The 17,314-nt window shown below is 51.2% G+C and carries 14 protein-coding genes; 4 read left to right on the forward strand and 10 right to left on the reverse strand.

Annotated features, from left to right (window positions below):
• Positions 1-165: 165 nt before the first annotated feature.
• Positions 166-585: a hypothetical protein gene (locus ABEA14_RS17870; protein WP_345341982.1), complete on the reverse strand. Its 420-nt coding sequence runs from the start codon at positions 583-585 to the stop codon at positions 166-168.
• Positions 586-774: 189 nt separating this feature from the next.
• Here ABEA14_RS17870 and ABEA14_RS17875 point away from each other — a divergent pair, with 189 nt between their 5' ends.
• Entirely contained in the window at positions 775-1,842 is a 1,068-nt protein-coding gene (locus tag ABEA14_RS17875; protein ID WP_345341984.1) for an integron integrase, read from the forward strand.
• Here ABEA14_RS17875 and ABEA14_RS17880 read toward each other — a convergent pair.
• The 5 genes from ABEA14_RS17880 to prmB all read right to left on the reverse strand — a co-directional run bounded on the left by ABEA14_RS17880 (position 1,793) and on the right by prmB (position 6,899).
• Positions 1,793-2,947: an ATP-NAD kinase family protein gene (locus ABEA14_RS17880; protein ID WP_345341986.1), complete on the reverse strand. Its 1,155-nt coding sequence runs from the start codon at positions 2,945-2,947 to the stop codon at positions 1,793-1,795. The two genes, ABEA14_RS17875 and ABEA14_RS17880, sit on opposite strands and share 50 nt — an antisense overlap.
• Positions 2,937-3,527 carry an elongation factor P hydroxylase gene (locus ABEA14_RS17885; RefSeq protein ID WP_345341988.1) on the reverse strand — a complete coding sequence of 197 codons (591 nt, stop codon included), beginning with the start codon at positions 3,525-3,527 and terminating at the stop codon, positions 2,937-2,939. Before ABEA14_RS17885 ends, ABEA14_RS17880 begins: the two co-directional genes overlap by 11 nt.
• Positions 3,528-3,604: 77 nt before the next feature.
• Entirely contained in the window at positions 3,605-4,765 is a 1,161-nt protein-coding gene (locus tag ABEA14_RS17890) for an MFS transporter (RefSeq protein ID WP_345341990.1), read from the reverse strand.
• Positions 4,766-4,800: 35 nt separating this feature from the next.
• The gene (gene aroC / locus ABEA14_RS17895; RefSeq protein WP_345341992.1) at positions 4,801-5,898 is read right to left on the reverse strand and encodes a chorismate synthase; all 1,098 of its coding nucleotides are present in this window, start codon (positions 5,896-5,898) and stop codon (positions 4,801-4,803) included.
• 56 nt (positions 5,899-5,954) lie between these two features.
• The gene (prmB, locus tag ABEA14_RS17900; RefSeq protein WP_345341994.1) at positions 5,955-6,899 is read right to left on the reverse strand and encodes a 50S ribosomal protein L3 N(5)-glutamine methyltransferase; all 945 of its coding nucleotides are present in this window, start codon (positions 6,897-6,899) and stop codon (positions 5,955-5,957) included.
• Here prmB and smrB point away from each other — a divergent pair.
• Entirely contained in the window at positions 6,892-7,500 is a 609-nt protein-coding gene (gene smrB / locus ABEA14_RS17905; protein ID WP_345341996.1) for an endonuclease SmrB, read from the forward strand. The two genes, prmB and smrB, sit on opposite strands and share 8 nt — an antisense overlap.
• Positions 7,501-7,523: 23 nt before the next feature.
• Here smrB and sixA read toward each other — a convergent pair whose 3' ends face one another.
• Positions 7,524-8,000: a phosphohistidine phosphatase SixA gene (sixA, locus tag ABEA14_RS17910; protein ID WP_345341998.1), complete on the reverse strand. Its 477-nt coding sequence runs from the start codon at positions 7,998-8,000 to the stop codon at positions 7,524-7,526.
• Between the two features lie 169 nt (positions 8,001-8,169).
• Between sixA and ABEA14_RS17915 the strand changes: the two genes are divergently transcribed.
• Positions 8,170-10,947, forward strand: a complete 2,778-nt coding sequence (locus ABEA14_RS17915; RefSeq protein WP_345342000.1) for an insulinase family protein — start codon at positions 8,170-8,172, stop codon at positions 10,945-10,947.
• A 229-nt stretch (positions 10,948-11,176) separates the two neighbouring features.
• Positions 11,177-13,441, forward strand: coding sequence for a bifunctional diguanylate cyclase/phosphodiesterase (locus tag ABEA14_RS17920; protein WP_345342002.1), 2,265 nt, complete (start codon positions 11,177-11,179; stop codon positions 13,439-13,441).
• Here the strand turns inward: ABEA14_RS17920 and ABEA14_RS17925 are convergent, their stop codons facing one another.
• The 3 genes from ABEA14_RS17925 to fadI all read right to left on the reverse strand — a co-directional run bounded on the left by ABEA14_RS17925 (position 13,442) and on the right by fadI (position 17,198).
• Positions 13,442-13,642: a hypothetical protein gene (locus ABEA14_RS17925; protein WP_345342004.1), complete on the reverse strand. Its 201-nt coding sequence runs from the start codon at positions 13,640-13,642 to the stop codon at positions 13,442-13,444.
• A 115-nt stretch (positions 13,643-13,757) separates the two neighbouring features.
• Positions 13,758-15,884 (reverse strand): fatty acid oxidation complex subunit alpha FadJ, encoded by a 2,127-nt coding sequence (gene fadJ / locus ABEA14_RS17930; protein WP_345342006.1) that lies wholly within the window; start codon positions 15,882-15,884, stop codon positions 13,758-13,760.
• Between the two features lie 3 nt (positions 15,885-15,887).
• Complete coding sequence (gene fadI, locus ABEA14_RS17935) at positions 15,888-17,198, reverse strand: acetyl-CoA C-acyltransferase FadI (RefSeq protein ID WP_345342008.1); 1,311 nt, start codon at positions 17,196-17,198, stop codon at positions 15,888-15,890.
• Positions 17,199-17,314: the final 116 nt, after the last annotated feature.

The raw sequence follows: 17,314 nt of genomic DNA on the forward strand, positions 1-17,314 counted from the left end.
ATACTCCACTTGAATACGGTCAGGAGCACTTCTAATGCATGTTTTAAGTAATCAGTCACCTTAAAAACCTGTATACACATAACGCCTAAAACAGGGAGCAAGTTAGCGGCAAAGCCGCGCTGTTTAGCTTGTCCCAATGGTTTTTCTTGTTAAATGCCGTTGCCTTCATTCTTCCACGCTGTGTTCTTTGATAGAGGCTCGTAATTGCAACACCAGATATGCTGGGACGAGTGGTAAAAATGCCATCCATGACTGCATTTGAAACGTCCAAAAGTATACGAACCAACACTGAGCGACCAGAAGACCACATATTTTCAGCCACCTTGGAATACGCATAAGGTCGCCCATAGCCGCCAGCAGAAGACCAAAACCTAACGCTCCTAACCCATAAAGCCAGAGGTTAAAATTACTGCTGGACTCGATAAACCCAAGATCAACTACTATTCCGAGTATCGATGGAATAAGCACTAAAAACATTACAGCCGATAAGAAGCGTTCGCCTCTACGCTGTTTTTGATGAGCCTTATTCTTCGCTGCAAGTTTCTCTAGAGCATCCATGGCATTTAACGCTGAGTAGGTATACACGGGGTATCTATCTGATTAAGGGAGCCATGTATACCTATCCCCCTTAGTACCCCTATCCTACTTCCCTAAAAAATAATCCTTCAATCTTAACCCACTGATACCTATGTTTTTCTCAGTCATGTCACAAATAACGCTGAAATAAGGGGCATACAGTTCCTTGACAGATATCACATGGTGTTCCATACATGTATGTACATTTATACAGTTAAAATCAGCGCAGACATGGAACAGTCGCCAAAGAAACTTCAACAACGCTTTCACGAAGCTATCAAACGCAACCACTATGCCCTTAAAACGGAAAAAACGTATTGGCATTGGATCAGGCGATTTATCTTGTTTAACAACAAGGTACATCCAGAAAAGCTTACCAAATCAGATGTGGAAAGATACCTCACTCACTTAGCGGTAAAACGTTTAGTGTCGCCCGCAACGCAGAATATAGCCTTAAACGCACTTCTCTTTTTGTATCAGAAGGTATTGGGGCGAGAGCTAGAGGGAATTAGAGCCCAGCGTGCGAAACCTAAAGAAAAAATACCTGTCGTTTTGACCCATGCAGAGGTGAGCCAACTCCTATCTCAGCTCAATGGTCACTATCAGCTAATGGCTTGCCTTATGTACGGTGCTGGTCTGCGACTTAGCGAATGCCTTCGGTTACGCATCGAAGCGCTCAATTTCGAACAGATGACCATCACCGTCCGTCGCGGCAAAGGTGGAAAAGACAGGGTGACCATACTGCCACCCAATTTGATTGAAACGCTGAGAGTCCAAGCAGAAAAGGTCCGATTAATACACGCACAAGATAGAGCAGAAGGTTTTGGCGAGGCCTCTATGCCACCAGCGCTCTATCGGAAGTATCCACATGTCGCCAAAAGCTATTATTGGCAGTATTTGTTCCCGTCACCCAACCGGGCGATAGACCCTATGACGGGTCGTATCAAGCGTCATCACTTATTGGAAAAAGGGTTACAAAGGGCGGTGCGAAAGGCTGGTGTTCAAGCTGGGATTCACAAGCATGTGACCTGTCATACGTTGCGTCACTCGTTTGCCACCCACCTACTTCAAAACGGAACGGATTTAAGAACTATCCAAGAGTTGCTGGGGCATGAAGATATTAAAACAACGCAAATCTACACCCATGTTCTAGGGATGCATGGTAGCGGCGTAGCCAGTCCACTTACGGCTATTAATCTGAGCACAATGATGAGTACTACCCCGGACTCGCCACCCGGTACAGCACCTTATCGTGATAGCCGGTGATCACAGCAATGGTACCGCAAAGCTGTTGGTTGAGTTCGGCATCGCCGGTATCGGCAATGAGTGGGCGGCCGTTTAAAGAACTGAGTTTGGCCTTGGTGGCCACTACCAGAATATTTTCTCGTTTGATCTGTTTGAGTAGCGCAGGGCTAAGCTGCTGATTACCACGGCCAAATAGATGCCCTTGGCCTCCGATAAGGGTGATCACCAGTTTCACGCTGTCGATATCGTTATGGGCTTCGATTTGTTCCAGTAGCTGCGCGGCGGTCTGATCGCTGGCAACAAGCGTTTCGTCTTGTATCAGGTCAACACCCAGCAACGTGTTGTCCAGGCCAAGCCGCTCCATCACGGCGGCGACGGTACTGCCTGATCCCATCAGGCAAAGGTCATCAGGCTCAAGTTCGTCAATCACATGGTCGGCGATGGCATCCAGCACCAATTCATCCGACTCCTGGCCACCTACTTTAACGCTTTGCACATACTGCAGCTCAGCAGGGATCGCCATTTCACCAAAACGTTTGGCTCTTACTCTGCCCTCACGAAAGGCAGCTTCGTCGATATCCATCACGTCGGCATCCATCAGGCTGACGGGTTTGCCTGTGATCAGATCTTCCACCACACGCCCGGCCGCGGCCGGCGTCACGCAGTAAACGCCGGAATGGATCTTACAGCCGGCGGGAATCCCCAGCACTGTGGTGTGTTCGGCGTCGCAGGCTTCTAACGCTGCGCAGATATCTCTGGCGGTGCCATCGCCACCGGCAAACAGGATCAGATCAACCTGTGCGTTGACCAGCTGCTCGGCAGCAGCACGGGTATCAGATGCTTCGGTGGGAGATTGCAGGGGCTGATAAACGGTATGAGTTTTAAAGCCCAGCTGTTTGCTAAGCTCCTCGCCCATAGTGCCAGTGACGGTGAAAACCTCCAGCTGATCTCGATATGGCTGTAAACGCAGCAGCGCCTGTTCAGTGCGAGTTTGGGCCAGAGGCTCAGCGCCCATGGCCAGTGCCTGCTCACGTATCTCTGCGCCATCACTGCCCTTAAGTGCGACGCTACCACCAATACCGGCAAAGGGGTTGATGATCAGGCCCAGCCGAAACCTAGCGCTCATACATGCCTCGGTAATCAAAACTCTCGCGGGTGATCTCAGGAACAGCAAACGCTTTTTGCAGCGCTCGCATCAGCTGTGCGGCTCTGGGAGGGAAGCCGTTTTTCAGGTACACCATCGCCTGATCATGAACTTTGTGCTGAAACGCCAACCGGTCTGGCATCACGCCATTAAGGTTGTCACTACTGACGTTAAACGCAAAGCCGCAGGCGACTGCCAGACCCCACTCTATCGCCTGAGGTTTAATTTCTACCTTTTCAAAATCTGCCTGTTGCTGCGCATCTCTTCCGTCTGGGCAATACCAATAGCCGTAGTCGACCAGTTGTCGTCGTTTTTCGCCGGCCTGACACCAATGGGCGATTTCGTGCAGTGCGCTGGCAAAGTACCCATGGGCAAAGATGATCTGGTGGTGGGGATTGTTGTCATCCGCGGGCTGATAAAGCGGCTCTTCATCGCCAGCCACCAGCACAGTATTCAGTGACTGTTTAAACTCTTGATTAAACAGGGAGATAAGGGCGTGGTAATCGTGTTCGGTTGTCACCGTCTCAACATTCGAATTTTCAGCGACAGCAATGTCAGACATAAATAAAACGCGGATTGCTTTAGTTGGCTGGCATTGTAATGGGTTCAACAGCTCAAATCACCTGTGTCGTCCTTGCTTCATTTGTGCGTTGGCGCCAGGCGCTGTGTGGGGATAAACATAATAAGTGCCCAGGCTAATAGGGCTGCGATGGTAGCAATGGCAAAACTGGTCGTTGCGCCCTGTCCTTGCTGCCAGGTCAACCCGGCGATCCAGGCACCAATGGCACCGCCAACGCCAAAACCGATACTGTTATACATCGCCTGACCGCGGCCCTGCTGTTTTTCACTGAAATAGCCATGGATAAACTGGATGGATGCGGCATGGGTCAGACCAAAGCTGGCCGCATGAAGCACCTGAGCCAGCAGCAGAGTTGGCAACCAGTGTGCAAACCAGGCCAGTAACGCCCAACGCCCTGCGGTTAACAGCAAGGCACCGGCTAATACCGCTTTAATCCCCATACGCTCAAGTAAGCGCCCACTGACCATAAACACGCCTATCTCAGCGACTACCCCCAGCGTGATCAGCCAACCAGCAATGGCATTGCTATAACCAAACTGTTCCATGTAAAGCACGAAAAAACCGTAATAAGGTCCGTGGCTTATCTGTAGCAAGATGGTCGAAACCATAAACGCCGCCATCGGCCAACTCAGCCAATTTTCGGCCAGAGTCTGGCTTTGCGAGTCGTCACGCGGTATTGCTATATCGTTAATCAGGTAAGTGCTGACTACCAATAAACCCAGCAGCACAGAGCCGATAATCAGTAGCTGTTCTGCCCCACGCGCTTCAATCACATAGCCCGCGATCACCACTACCAGAATAAAGCCGATGCTGCCCCAGGCCCTGATTTTGCTGTAGTGATGGCGCTCCTGACCCAAGCTGCGCAGTGTCAGCACTTCCAATTGAGGCAAAATCGCCGCCCAGAAAAACGAGAAGCTGGCCAATGCCAGTGCCATCCAAGCGATGCCGCGGTTGGGGTAAGCCAGAAAGAAACAAACAAACGCCAGCAGTGCGCCAACGCGCATCACGTGAACGCGTTTACCGGTATGGTCGGCCACATAGGCCCAAAGGTTGGGAGAAACAATGCGAGTGGCCATAAGGATGGCCAGCAGCTCACCGATTTGCAGTGAGCTGTAGCCGCGGCCATCAAGGAATACGCTGAGATATGGCACCATCAACCCCAGTATGGCGAAAAAGGCAAAGTAGCCTGAGCCAAAACTGAGGTGATGGCGAGGGGTCATCAATCTAACCCTTTTTTATGCGCGGTATGATCAGATCAGGCTTGACCGGGCAAAACCGGCGTTTGGCTGTTCACATCAGCATTTTGACCACGATGGCGCAGGCAGTGATCCATCAGCGCTAATGCCATCATGGCTTCGGCGATAGGCACGGCTCGAATACCCACACAAGGATCATGACGGCCCTTGGTGATCACTTCCGCTTTCTCGCCGTTGATGTCGACAGTATCGCCCGGCACGGTAATGCTGGAGGTAGGTTTCAATGCGATGTGAGCGATCACTGACTGACCGGTGGAGATACCACCCAGCACACCACCGGCATGGTTGGAGGTAAACCCTTCTGGCGTGAGTGTATCGCGATGCTCACTGCCTTTTTGGTTTACGCAGTCAAAGCCATCACCAATCTCAACGCCTTTGACCGCATTGATGCTCATCATCGCGTGGGCGATATCGGCATCCAGGCGATCAAAAATAGGCTCGCCGAGGCCAACCGGCACGTTTTCGGCAACCACGGAAACTTTGGCACCGATGGAGTCACCCTCTTTTTTCAGGTCGCGCATCAATGCGTCCAGTGCTTCCAGCTTACTTGGGTCTGCACAGAAAAACGGGTTCTCTTCGGCTGCATCCCAATCTTTGATGTCGCATGTCACATCACCCATCTGGGTCAGGCAGGCGCGGATCTTAATACCATGTTTTTCGGCCAGGTATTTTTTGGCGATAGCACCGGCGGCGACACGCATTGCGGTTTCGCGGGCAGAAGAACGGCCACCACCGCGGTAATCGCGGATGCCATATTTTTGCTGATATGTGTAGTCGGCATGGCCCGGACGGAACAGGTCTTTAATCTTGCCGTAGTCCTGTGAGCGCTGATCCTGGTTAAAGATGACCAGGCCGATAGGCGTCCCCGTGGTTTTGCCTTCAAACACGCCGCCCAGGATCTGAACTTCATCAGATTCACGGCGCTGCGTGGTATAGCGGCTGGTACCCGGACGGCGACGGTCCAGATCAACCTGCAGATCTTCGGCTGATATCTCTAGTCCTGGCGGGCAGCCATCGACAATACAGCCCAATGCCACACCGTGACTCTCACCAAAGGTGGTTACGGTGAACAATTTGCCAAATGTGTTCCCTGACATCTTTCTCTTGTCCCCTAGAATCGCTTATAGATAATTATTTTATGTTCTTAATTTACTTATTGAACTGGTTTAGCGAGCTGGTCGCGAAACAGCGACTGAAACTCTTTTAGCTGTGCCTGATCCAACATGAAGACACCGTCACCACCGCGCTCAAACTCGAGCCAGGTGAAAGGCACTTCCGGGAATTGATCCATCAGGTGGATCTGGCTATTACCCACTTCCACAATCAGCAGGCCGTTTTCATTCAGGTGGTCGGCCGCTTCTGCCAGCATGCGGCGGGTCAGGTCCAAACCGTCGTTGCCAGATGCAAGGCCCAGCTCAGGCTCATGACCAAACTCTTCTGGCATATCCGCCAGATCTTCGGCGTCTACATACGGAGGATTACTGACGATCAGATCGTATTTTTGTCCCGGCAACTGATTAAACAGGTCGGACTCAATCGGATAGACACGATCATGCAGGTGATAATTCTGCACATTAATCTCTGCCACCTGCAGTGCCTCGCTGGAGATATCGACGGCGTCGACTTCAGCGTCTTCAAATGCATGGGCCAGCGCAATAGCGATACAGCCACTGCCGGTACACATATCCAGTACCCGCATTGGCATCTGCTGCAACCAGGGTTGGAAGCCCTGCTCAATCAATTCAGCGATCGGTGAGCGAGGGACCAGTACGCGTTCATCAACAAAAAACTCGAGTCCAGCAAACCAGGCGCGGTTGGTGAGATAAGGCACAGGTACGCGGTCAACGATGCGTTTAACTACACGGTCAACAATGCGCTTTTTCTCACACGTCGTCAGGCGCGCTGTTTGCACACTGGGGTCCACATCAATCGGCAGGTGCAATGTCTGCAATACCAGCGCTACGGCTTCGTCCCAGCTATTGTCAGTACCATGACCACAAAATACCTGAGCATCATTGAAACGGCTGACACTCCAGCGGATCATGTCACCGATAGTGCGCAGTTCATTCACTGCATCATCGACAAATATCTTGTCCAAAATAATCCTCTCTCAGTACCATAGCGGCCATGATAGGTCTGAAAACACGCCACCACTGGTCATGAAAAAACCACCTTCTACGTCCGATGACGAGTTACAGATGTTCCTCGACGCCGTCTCTGGCAGCAAAAAGTTGCAGCAGGATACCATACGTCACGCCCGCGCGCAGACTAAACCGACCAGAGCAACTGCCAAACCCGTCGCCAGTGAAAAGCAGGTAGATCAGTTTTTCAGTGATGATTATGAACCCTTGCTGGATTTCAGCCAGGGCGTTGAGTTTCGTCAGCCTGATCTTGCTTCACATCAACTGAAAAGACTAAAGCGTGGCGACCTGCCACCAGAGCTATTTCTCGACCTGCATGGTTTAAGTAAAGCGGAAGCTAAACAGGAACTACTGGGCTTGTTTAATACTGCCCGCAAAGAGTGGATTGATGTGGTGTCAGTGATGCATGGACAGGGGTTTGGGATCTTAAAACGGCAGCTGCCAAAATGGCTGGTGCAACACCCTGCCGTGTTGGCGTTTTGTGAGGCCCCCAGAGAGTATGGCGGCAGAAATGCCTTGCTGGTGCTATTAGATACGCCGGATCCTAAAGCAGGTTAAAAAATCCTGCCATCTATTGGTTACTACACCATATTCACGGCATCCTGCATCGCCAAAAGATGGCCAGACATTGAGTTAACATCATACTCAATACGTGCAACAGAGCTGGGAGCAAACATAGGCAAAGAACGCTGAACATCCAGCGATTCCACCAAAAAGCTCACCAGGGGCATGTGAGATACAATCAACAGGGAATCGACTTTCTTCTCTGCCAGCGCATAGATGTAGCCTGCGATCATTTCAGGATCACCATGGGGCGTCAGCTCATCCATCACTTCAACACTGGTCTGATTTAAGGTAAGTACGGTATTCACTTGGGCAAAGGTTTGCAGCGCTCTCAGGTAGGGGCTGACCAAAGCATGCTGAAATACCCCCCCCTGTTCCACCAGCCAACGCGCCATTAAACTGCTTTCCAGCATACCGTCTGGGGTCAGGGCGCGATCTTTATCTCGTCCCGCGAGTTCCTCTGCCTGACCATGACGCATGATGAACACTTGCATTCAAGTACAACCATAAAGAAGAAATTTCTTATATTTGCACTAGCATAGGGAAGGCCCTAACTTAGGGCAAGCAGAACCCGGACAAATTCTCATCTTGATAACAAACCCTGAGACAAGTCTTTGATGATCAACTAGTATTTATAATCTTCCAGTTTGAGACGGGGGTCTCGTGCTAACCAGCCCTAATGATCATAGAAACTACCGCTATCTGCGGTTAAAAAACGGGCTGCGAGTACTGCTGGCTGAAGACGCAAAAGCGACCAAATCGGCCATGGCATTAGCGGTGAACGCAGGACATTTTGACGATCCTGATGACAGACACGGCATGTCGCATCTGCTTGAGCACATGCTGTTTCTGGGCACGGAAAAATATTCCGATGCCGATGAATACCAGCGTTTTATCTCCACTCATGGTGGCAACCACAACGGTTGGACCGGCACCGAACACAGCTGCTATTTCTTCGATATCGAGCATCAACATTTTCTTGATGGCCTAGATCGGTTCGCTCAATTCTTTATTTGTCCGCTGCTTGACCCCGATTGGCTTGAAAAAGAACGCCAGTCAATAGATGCCGAATACCGGATGAAAATCAAAGACGATGTCCGTCGTCTTTTTCAGGTACAGAAAGAAACCATCAACCCCGCTCACCCCTTTGCCAAATTTTCAGTGGGAAACTTAGAAACCCTGGCCGACCGCGAGGGCTCAAATCTCGCCACAGAGCTCCGACAGCATTTTACGAATCACTATCACGCTAACAACATGACGCTCTGCCTGCTCAGCGCTTTACCGCTGGACACTCAAGAGCAGGCGGTCAAGGTTTTTGAACAGATACATCAAGGCAACGCCGACAAAATACCGGTAACAGAGCCGATGTATCACGATATGCACCAAAAACTGATTATTCAGGTGCGCCCACAAAAAACCGTGAGAAAGCTGATCCTCAGTTTTGCGCTGCCTGAAGTTGATTCAACCTATCGCTCCAAGCCCATCAGCTTTATCAGCCATCTGCTGGGGGATGAAGGGGCCGACAGCCTGCTAGCGCAACTAAAAGAGGTTGGCTGGGTTACCACCATGTCGGCGGGCGGCGGTATTAATGGCAGTAACTTCAAAGATTTTAATATCGACTTCTTGCTCACCGAGCAGGGTTTACGCTACGTAAACGAAATTATCGAATTTAGCTTCGCACTCATTAACGCGATCAAAGAGCGCGGTGTAGAGGAGTGGCGCTATCAAGAGAAGCAACGGATCACCGAGCAAGCATACCGTTTCCAGGAAAAAGGCCGCCCCATCGATGTCGTCAGCCACTTGGCTGTCAACATGCAGCACTACGATGAAGAAGACACCATCTATGGCGACTATCGTATGGATGGGTTGGAGGAAGAGCTGGTAAATAACACGCTTAACCTGCTCACGCCGGACAATATGCGGGTCTACCTGATCGCACCTGAAGTGGCGACCAACGTAGAAGCTGATCTCTATTTTACCGAGTACGCGGTATCTCAATTCAGTGACGAGCAAGTTGCCCATTGGAGCGCGCCAAGGGCAGAACTGCGTCAGAACGTTTTACCGCCGCCAAACCCTTATATCGTGGACCTGGCCGACGCCAGGCCCATACAGAAAGAGCTGAACCACCCAGAGCGGTTGGTGGATACCCCACATTTCAGGCTTTGGCACAAACAGGAACACAAGTTTCACCTACCCAAGGGGCACCTCTATCTGAGTGTCGACAGCCCCGCCGCGGGTCGCAGCCCGGCAGAGGTTGCCATGCTGCGTTTGGCTGTCGAAATGGTGCTGGACAACCTGTCTGAAACCACGTATCCCGCCGAAATAGCCGGGCTTAGTTATCATATTTACGCCCATCAATGCGGCGTGACACTGCACCTTGCCGGTTTTACCGGCAAACAAAAGCTGTTGCTGGAAACCCTACTTCAGCAACTTTATCGTCCCAAGCTAAAAATGGAGAGTTTTGAGCGCCTCAAGAAACAACTGTTGCGTCATTGGCAAAATGCTGAAAAAAACAGGCCCGTCAGCCAACTGTTTTCGGAGTTGGCGGCACTGTTACAGCCTGCTAACCCTGGGCCTCGCAGATTAGCCCATGAGATCACCCATATCACCTTGGCTCAACTCGAAGAGTATGTCGCCCGATTCAAACAAGAATTACACCTGGAGATGATGATCCACGGGGATTGGTTGGCAGAAGAAGCAAAGGCGCAGGGTGACTGGGTGCAAGAGCGGCTCTTCAGCAGTGCGAAACCAGTACAAGGCTGTCCAAGAGAACTCCTTAACATAGGTGGCCAGGGCACATTAGTGCGCGAGCTGGAAGTCCCACATAATGACGCAGCTCTGGTGGTCTACTATCAGTCGACGCTGACATCGCCAAACAAGGTTGCGTTGTTCTTGCTACTTAACCACCTGATATCTTCTCCCTTTTTCCATGAGTTGCGAACACAACAACAGCTGGGTTACATGGTGGGCACAGGTTACTTACCCATGCAGCGCCACCCGGGTTTAATCCTGTATTTACAGTCACCTAATAATGGTCCGGCCAAACTACTTTCCGCGGTTGATGACTTCCTTAAGCAGTTTCCAGACATTTTGACGCAGATGAGTGAAGAAGAGTGGCAGCATGCCCAGCAGGGCTTAATCAGCCAGGTCATTGAACCGGACAACAACCTGAGAACCCTGGCCCAACGTTTTTGGGTCTGCATAGGCAATAAAGACTTTAAGTTTAATCAACGAGAAAAAGTGGCCCAACAAATCGCGCAATTGGACAAAGCCGCCATCATTCGATTCGTTGAAGAGCGATTGATCGCGGATAACGCCGACAGAGTTGTCATGTTCAGTCACGGCGAACAGGCGCAAGAAAAACCAACCTTCGTGGACGCCAGCTGGATCGAAGATATATCCGAATTTAAGTCATTGTCTGAGCGTTTTGTTCTAAATTAACGCAAAGCCATGTAATAGAAATCAAACAACGCGACATCCGTCCTTGTTCATACATAAGAATTCACATAATGTAGCTTTTTGATACCTATGTTACAGGTATCATTTTGCTTATTTTTTATTCAGCGCAGTACGACAAGGGATTTCACAACACTAGCGCTGTTTTTTTGTTGTTTTTGGGGAAGTTGTGCCGCCAAGTTTTACCTCCTTTGGTAAGAGAGTCTGTCGTAATGTGTGTTTACCCCACGCACATCGTTTACTCGTCCCTCTGGCACTCATTTCTGCACCGGCAAGCGCTGTAAACACGGCAGACAGTCATATTTGCGGCTATGCTCAAATAACACTGATAACCCTGTCGACACTGCTGTTAATGTACGGACTACTTAGCAAGCTGATGGCTCGGCTACAGCGACACCGTCATCAGCTGAACGAACAACTTATTCGACTCAACCACTCCATGGACGCCAGTGGCGATGAATGGTGGGAGTGGGATATTGCTAAAAATACCGTGCACCGCGGCCACCACTGGAGTTTCTTTCCTGATGATGGCATGCGAAGCCAGGATCATTACGACGCCGGCGCCATCCACCCGAAAGATCTTCCCCGAGTTCGAAAGGCGATCGAAGACCATCTGAACGGGAAAAGCGAACACTACCAACTGACTTACCGCGTTAAAGGTGAACAAAGAAAAGGTTGGTTGTGGGTGTTAGACCGAGGTCGCATCGTGGCCCGTAACGATGGCGGCAAACCAAGCCGAATCGCAGGCACCCTGTCCGATGTTAACCACCTGATGCAAACCAAGGATCAGCACCTGCTGTTTGCAAGAACATTGGAAAACATCTCTGATGCGGTCGTCATTCTCGACAAGCTGTTCCGCCCTATCGACATCAATCAGGCGTTCACCAAGATCACGGGCTACACCAAAGATAAGCTTCCAGAATGGAGCTTCGCTTTTAATCGCTATCCAGAGCAGTTCACCGAACAGTTGAAAAAAACGCTACAAAACAGTGGACGCTGGTTTGGCGAGTTGGAAGTACATCGTGCTGATGGATCGCTATTCCAGATCGAGTTGACCCTGGATGCAGTGACCGATGACGAGGGTAACTTTACCCATTACGTGGGTGTCTTTTCCGACATTACACAGCGTAAAAGCACCGAACGTGAACTCCGCAAACTGGCCAATTCAGATACGCTCACAGAGCTGCCGAATCGTTCCCTGTTCTACGCTAACCACCAGCATATGGTGCGCCGCAGCGAGCCACACGCCCTGTTGGTGTTTGACCTGGACGATTTCAAGAAGGTAAACGACTCTCTGGGCCACAATGCCGGGGATCAGGTGCTCTGTGCCGTTGCCCGCAGGCTGCAACGCTGTTGCCGCTCTGAAGATACCCTTTATCGCCTGGGTGGTGACGAGTTTGCCATTGTGATTGAAGGCGAAAACTCTATCAGCACATTGTCGGAAGTGGCTGAGCGGGCCATGGACACGCTCAGTGACCCGTTTAAAGTGCAGAACTCAGAGTTGTTTGTAAGCAGCAGTATCGGCATTGCAATGTACCCGCTGGATGGTGAGTCAACGGAAGACTTGCTGAAAAAAGCTGACATTGCGATGTACTACGCCAAGAATCAGGGCGCCAACAGATTCCAGTTCTTCTCTGAGTCGATGAACGAACAGGCGGTCAAGCGACTGCATTTGGAGTCCATGCTGCGCCAGGGCTTACGCGAAAAATGGTTTGAAGTGCATTACCAGCCGCAGTACTCCGTAGAACGGCAACAGATGATTGGTATGGAGGCGCTGGTGCGTTTGCGTCATCCAGAGCAGGGACTTATCTCCCCTGGAGATTTCATGCCACTGGCGGAAGAGTCAGGGCTGATTATCGACATTGGTCGATGGGTACTTGAACAGGCCTGTCAGGCGGCACAAAGCTGGCGTGAGCAAGGGCTTTACGACGGAAGAATAGCGATCAACCTGTCGGCAAAAGAGCTTGATCTGGACCACTTTAATGAAACCGTAGAAGAGATCCTGGAACGTACCGGCCTGCCAGCCGATGCGTTAGAGCTGGAGATCACCGAAGGCTCGGTGATGCAGTCGCCGAAGCAGGCGATTAGCTCGATGCAGGCATTACGCAAGCAAGGTGTGTTACTGGCACTGGATGATTTTGGGACTGGCTATAGCTCGCTGGCTTATCTTAAAAAATTCCCAATCACCACGTTGAAGATTGACCGTACTTTTGTCAAAGATCTGGAGCATACGCTGGAAGACAGACAAATGGCGAACGCGATTATTACCATTGCCCATAATCTTGGTTTGGAAGTGGTCGCGGAGGGCGTTGAAAACAGCGACCAAATAAAGATATTAAGCGCAATGAACTGTGATATCTGCCAGGGCTTCTACTTCAGCCACCCCTTACCTCATCGCGACATGACTGGTTTGCTCAGAGAGCACAAAGGCAGCTTACCCCCTCACCTGCTGAGTCATTCCACGCCGAAGCTGGCCTGATTACGGACACCAAAAAACACTTTCTCTGCCAGCCTGCCTGCGCCAATGCATACGTTTTTCTGCGTTAAATAGCGGCCACAATAGCGGACCAGCAATGGCGGCAGCCACCGCCCAGCGACGTGGCCCCATCGCGGCCTTCATCGCTTCAACATAAAAATACAGTGCGCTAAGTAGACTTAGGGGTAACAACAGCAACAACATGGCTTACCGACTCTCCTTCAATTGGTGCACATTCTAACATTGGAATGTATGAAAAATAACCACAAAAAAGGCGCCAGAATAGCGCCTTTTCTCTATTTAACGGTTTTGATTTGGACTACTGATAAAATTTTTCATCATTTTCAGCCATCTTCACCAGCAGGTCCGCAGGGGTGAAACGGTCGCCGTTACGTTCTTTGAGAGCATTCAACGTGTGCACCATATGCTTGGCACCCAAGGTATCCATGTAGCGGAATGGACCGCCTAGGAAGGGCGGGAAACCAATGCCGAAAATAGCACCAATATCGCCGTCACGTGGTGAGGCAATGATGCCCTCTTCCAGGCAACGTGCCGCTTCATTCAGCATCTGCAATGCACAGCGCTCTGCCACTTCGGTAGCTACCGTGGTAGCGGTTGGCTGAGATCCCAACACACCATATACAGACAGGTCGACTTTCTTGCCTTTAGACTTCTTCGAGTAGTCGTAGAACCCTTTCTTACTCTTCTTGCCCAGGCGGCCATCAGCGATTAACTTGCTGAACGCGTCAGGCGCTTTAAAGCGTTCACCCAACTCATTTTCTAAGATCGGTGCGATCTTACTGCCAACATCGATACCCACTTCATCCAGCAACTTGAATGGCCCAACCGGGAAGCCAAAGTTCAACAGTGCATTGTCCATCGCATCAACGCTGTGCCCTTCCAACAACACTTGGGCAGCTTCGTTCACGTAGAGTGCGAGAATACGGTTAACATAAAAACCGGCACCATCTTTCACCACAATCGGCGTTTTGCCCTGCGCTTTTGCAAAGGCAACCGTGGTTGCGATGGTCTCAGGTGAGGTTTTCTCATGGGCGATCACTTCCACCAGTGGCATCTTCTCTACCGGCGAAAAATAATGTAAGCCAATCACCTGCTCCGGACGCTCTGCCGCTTCGGCGATCTGACCGATAGGTAACGAACTGGTGTTACTGGCAAAAATGGTGCTCGGCTTGGCATTTGCTTCCACCTCTTTGACCATGCTGTGTTTCAGTGACAGATCCTCAAACACGGCTTCGACCACGATGTCGATATCACTGAAACCGGAATAGTCAGTAGCACCGGTTAAACGGGCCATCTGATTTTCCATCTGACGCTTGGTCAGGTGACGGCGCTTAACCTGCTTCATCAGGCGATCGTAGCTGTAGCGCAGCGCATTACTGACACCCGCCGGAGCAACATCTTTGACTCGCACCGGAAGCTTGGCGCGCATCGCCGTAACATTGGCAATGCCTGCGCCCATCAAACCGCCACCAAGCACCCCAGTTTTACGAACGGGCAACGCCTCACCACCTTCGGCACCACTCTCTTTCTTCATCTCAGTGGTCGCAAAGAAGATATTACGCAGTTGCTGCGATTCAGCAGATTGCACCAGGGCACCAAAGTGTTTAGCTTCGGTGGCATAACCACGCCGACTATCAGACACACCTGTTTCAACACAATCCAGGATCCGCTCTGCCGCTGGGTAATTACCACGGGTTTTCGCCAAGGTCTTTTTACGCGCCTGGTCGAATAACACCTTCAAACCCACCGGATTGTTTTCCAGTAGCTTTTCAACCCCTTTCAGGCGCGGTTTAACCGACTTGGGCTTACCTTTGAGCACCAGCTTAACTGCGGTTTCCAGCAAAATGGTATTCGGCACCATTTCATCTACTAGGCCCATTTTCAGTGCTTGTTTAGAACGCAGTTGCTTGCCTGTCAGCATCATATCCAGTGATTTGGCAATACCCACCAGTTTGGGTAAACGCTGTGTACCACCACCGCCAGGTAATAAACCCAGCTGAACTTCCGGTACACCCAAGCGGGTTTTATCGTCGTCGCTGCACACGCGGCGATGACATGCCAGTGCCAGCTCTAAACCACCGCCCAGGCAAGGGCCGTGAATAGCAGCGACGACAGGTACTTTCAGCCCTTCAAGACGGGCAAACACCTTATGCCCTTGCAGAGACAAAGCTTCCGCTTCTTCTGCGGTTTTGCAGGCGTCCAGCATGCTGATATCTGCACCCGCCACAAAGGAGTCCGGCTTGCCACTGATCAGCACAACCCCCTGCAGGTTGTCAGTCGTTTCAAGTTGATCCAGCACGCCGTTAACTTCATCACCAAACGCCGCTTTCAGCGTGTTCATCTTCTCGCCTGGCACGTCCATGGTGATAATGGCAACCCCGTCTTCACGTGTGGTCAGTGAGAATGCATTTGTATGTTCTGTCATGATTTATGCCTCCAACACCATTGCCGCACCCAACCCACCTGCCGCACAGGCGGTGGTTAACCCTAATCCGCCACCTCGACGTTTCAGCTCTCGCAGGGTTTGGATGATCATGCGTGCACCTGTAGCGGCAAATGGGTGGCCATAAGCGATAGAGCCACCCAGCACATTGAACTTGTCCATGTCGATTTCACCGATGGCGCTGCTACGGCCCAGTTTTTCCTGAGCAAACGTGTCGCTGGCAAACATCTTCACATTCGCCAGGCTTTGCGCCGCAAACGCTTCGTGCATATCAATCAGGGTGAGGTCCTGCAGCGTAATACCTGCGTTATCCAATGCCTTGGGTGTGGCATAAGAGGGGCCCATTAACATGTCCTGCCAGACATCAATGGCGGCAAACGCGTAGCTGCGAATGTAACCCAGCGGCTCCAGACCGTGGGCCTTGGCCACGTCTTCCCGCATAAGCATCACAGCGGCAGCACCGTCGGTCAGTGGAGTACTATTGGCGGCAGTAACACTGCCATGACGCTTATCGAATGCCGGGCGTAACTTGGCGTAACTTTCCAGCTTGCCATCAGCACGAATGTTGTTGTCCTGCTCGATAAAGCTCTTGTATGGCGCGACATGGGCAGTCATCACTTCATCGGACAGTAGACCATCGGCCCAGGCTTTGGCTGCTAGGGTATGAGAACGATGGGCCAGTTCATCCTGAGCCTGACGGGTAATACCGTGGCTCTTGGCCATCTGCTCTGCCGTTTGTCCCATGCTCAGGCCGGTTGAGTATTCGGCTACAGCGGGAGGCACTGGCATCAGGTCTTTCAGACCGAGTTGACGAATAATTTTGAGGCGTTGGCCCAGGGTGCGAGCTTTGTTTAGTTCAACCAGAATGGTCGCCAGCTTCTTACTGACACCAATGGGTAACACTGAGCTGGAATCGGCACCGCCAGCAATACCAATCTCGGTCTGACCGGCCAAAATCGACTCAGTCACATTGGCAACCGACTGAAAGCTGGTCGCGCAAGCACGGCTAACACTGTAGGCATCGGTGGATACGTCCATGCCGGTACCCAGAACAATTTCTCGAGCAATGTTGGGGGCTTCAGGCATCTGTACCACTTGACCGAACACCAACATATCCACCAGTTTCGGATCCAGATCGACTCGCTGTAGCATCTCTGCCACCACAAGTTTACCCAAATCCAGCGCTGGAACCTTGTGATACGCCGTTGCCTGTTTGGCAAACGGGGTTCTCAGTCCTGACACCACCGCGATCCGGTGGCCCCCCTGACTGACCAGGGGTAATGCCTGCTTACTCATCCCGCACCTTCTCGTTATCTAATTATCGTTATCGGTGAACCATCACTGATCCAGACGGTCAGACTCTAGCCACATAAAAAGAAAGAGGTCTGACCTCTTTGCTTAGCATTGTAGCC

The sequence above is a fragment of the Corallincola platygyrae genome (assembly GCF_039544265.1).
In the GTDB taxonomy this organism is placed as follows: Bacteria; Pseudomonadota; Gammaproteobacteria; order Enterobacterales; family Neiellaceae; genus Corallincola; species Corallincola platygyrae.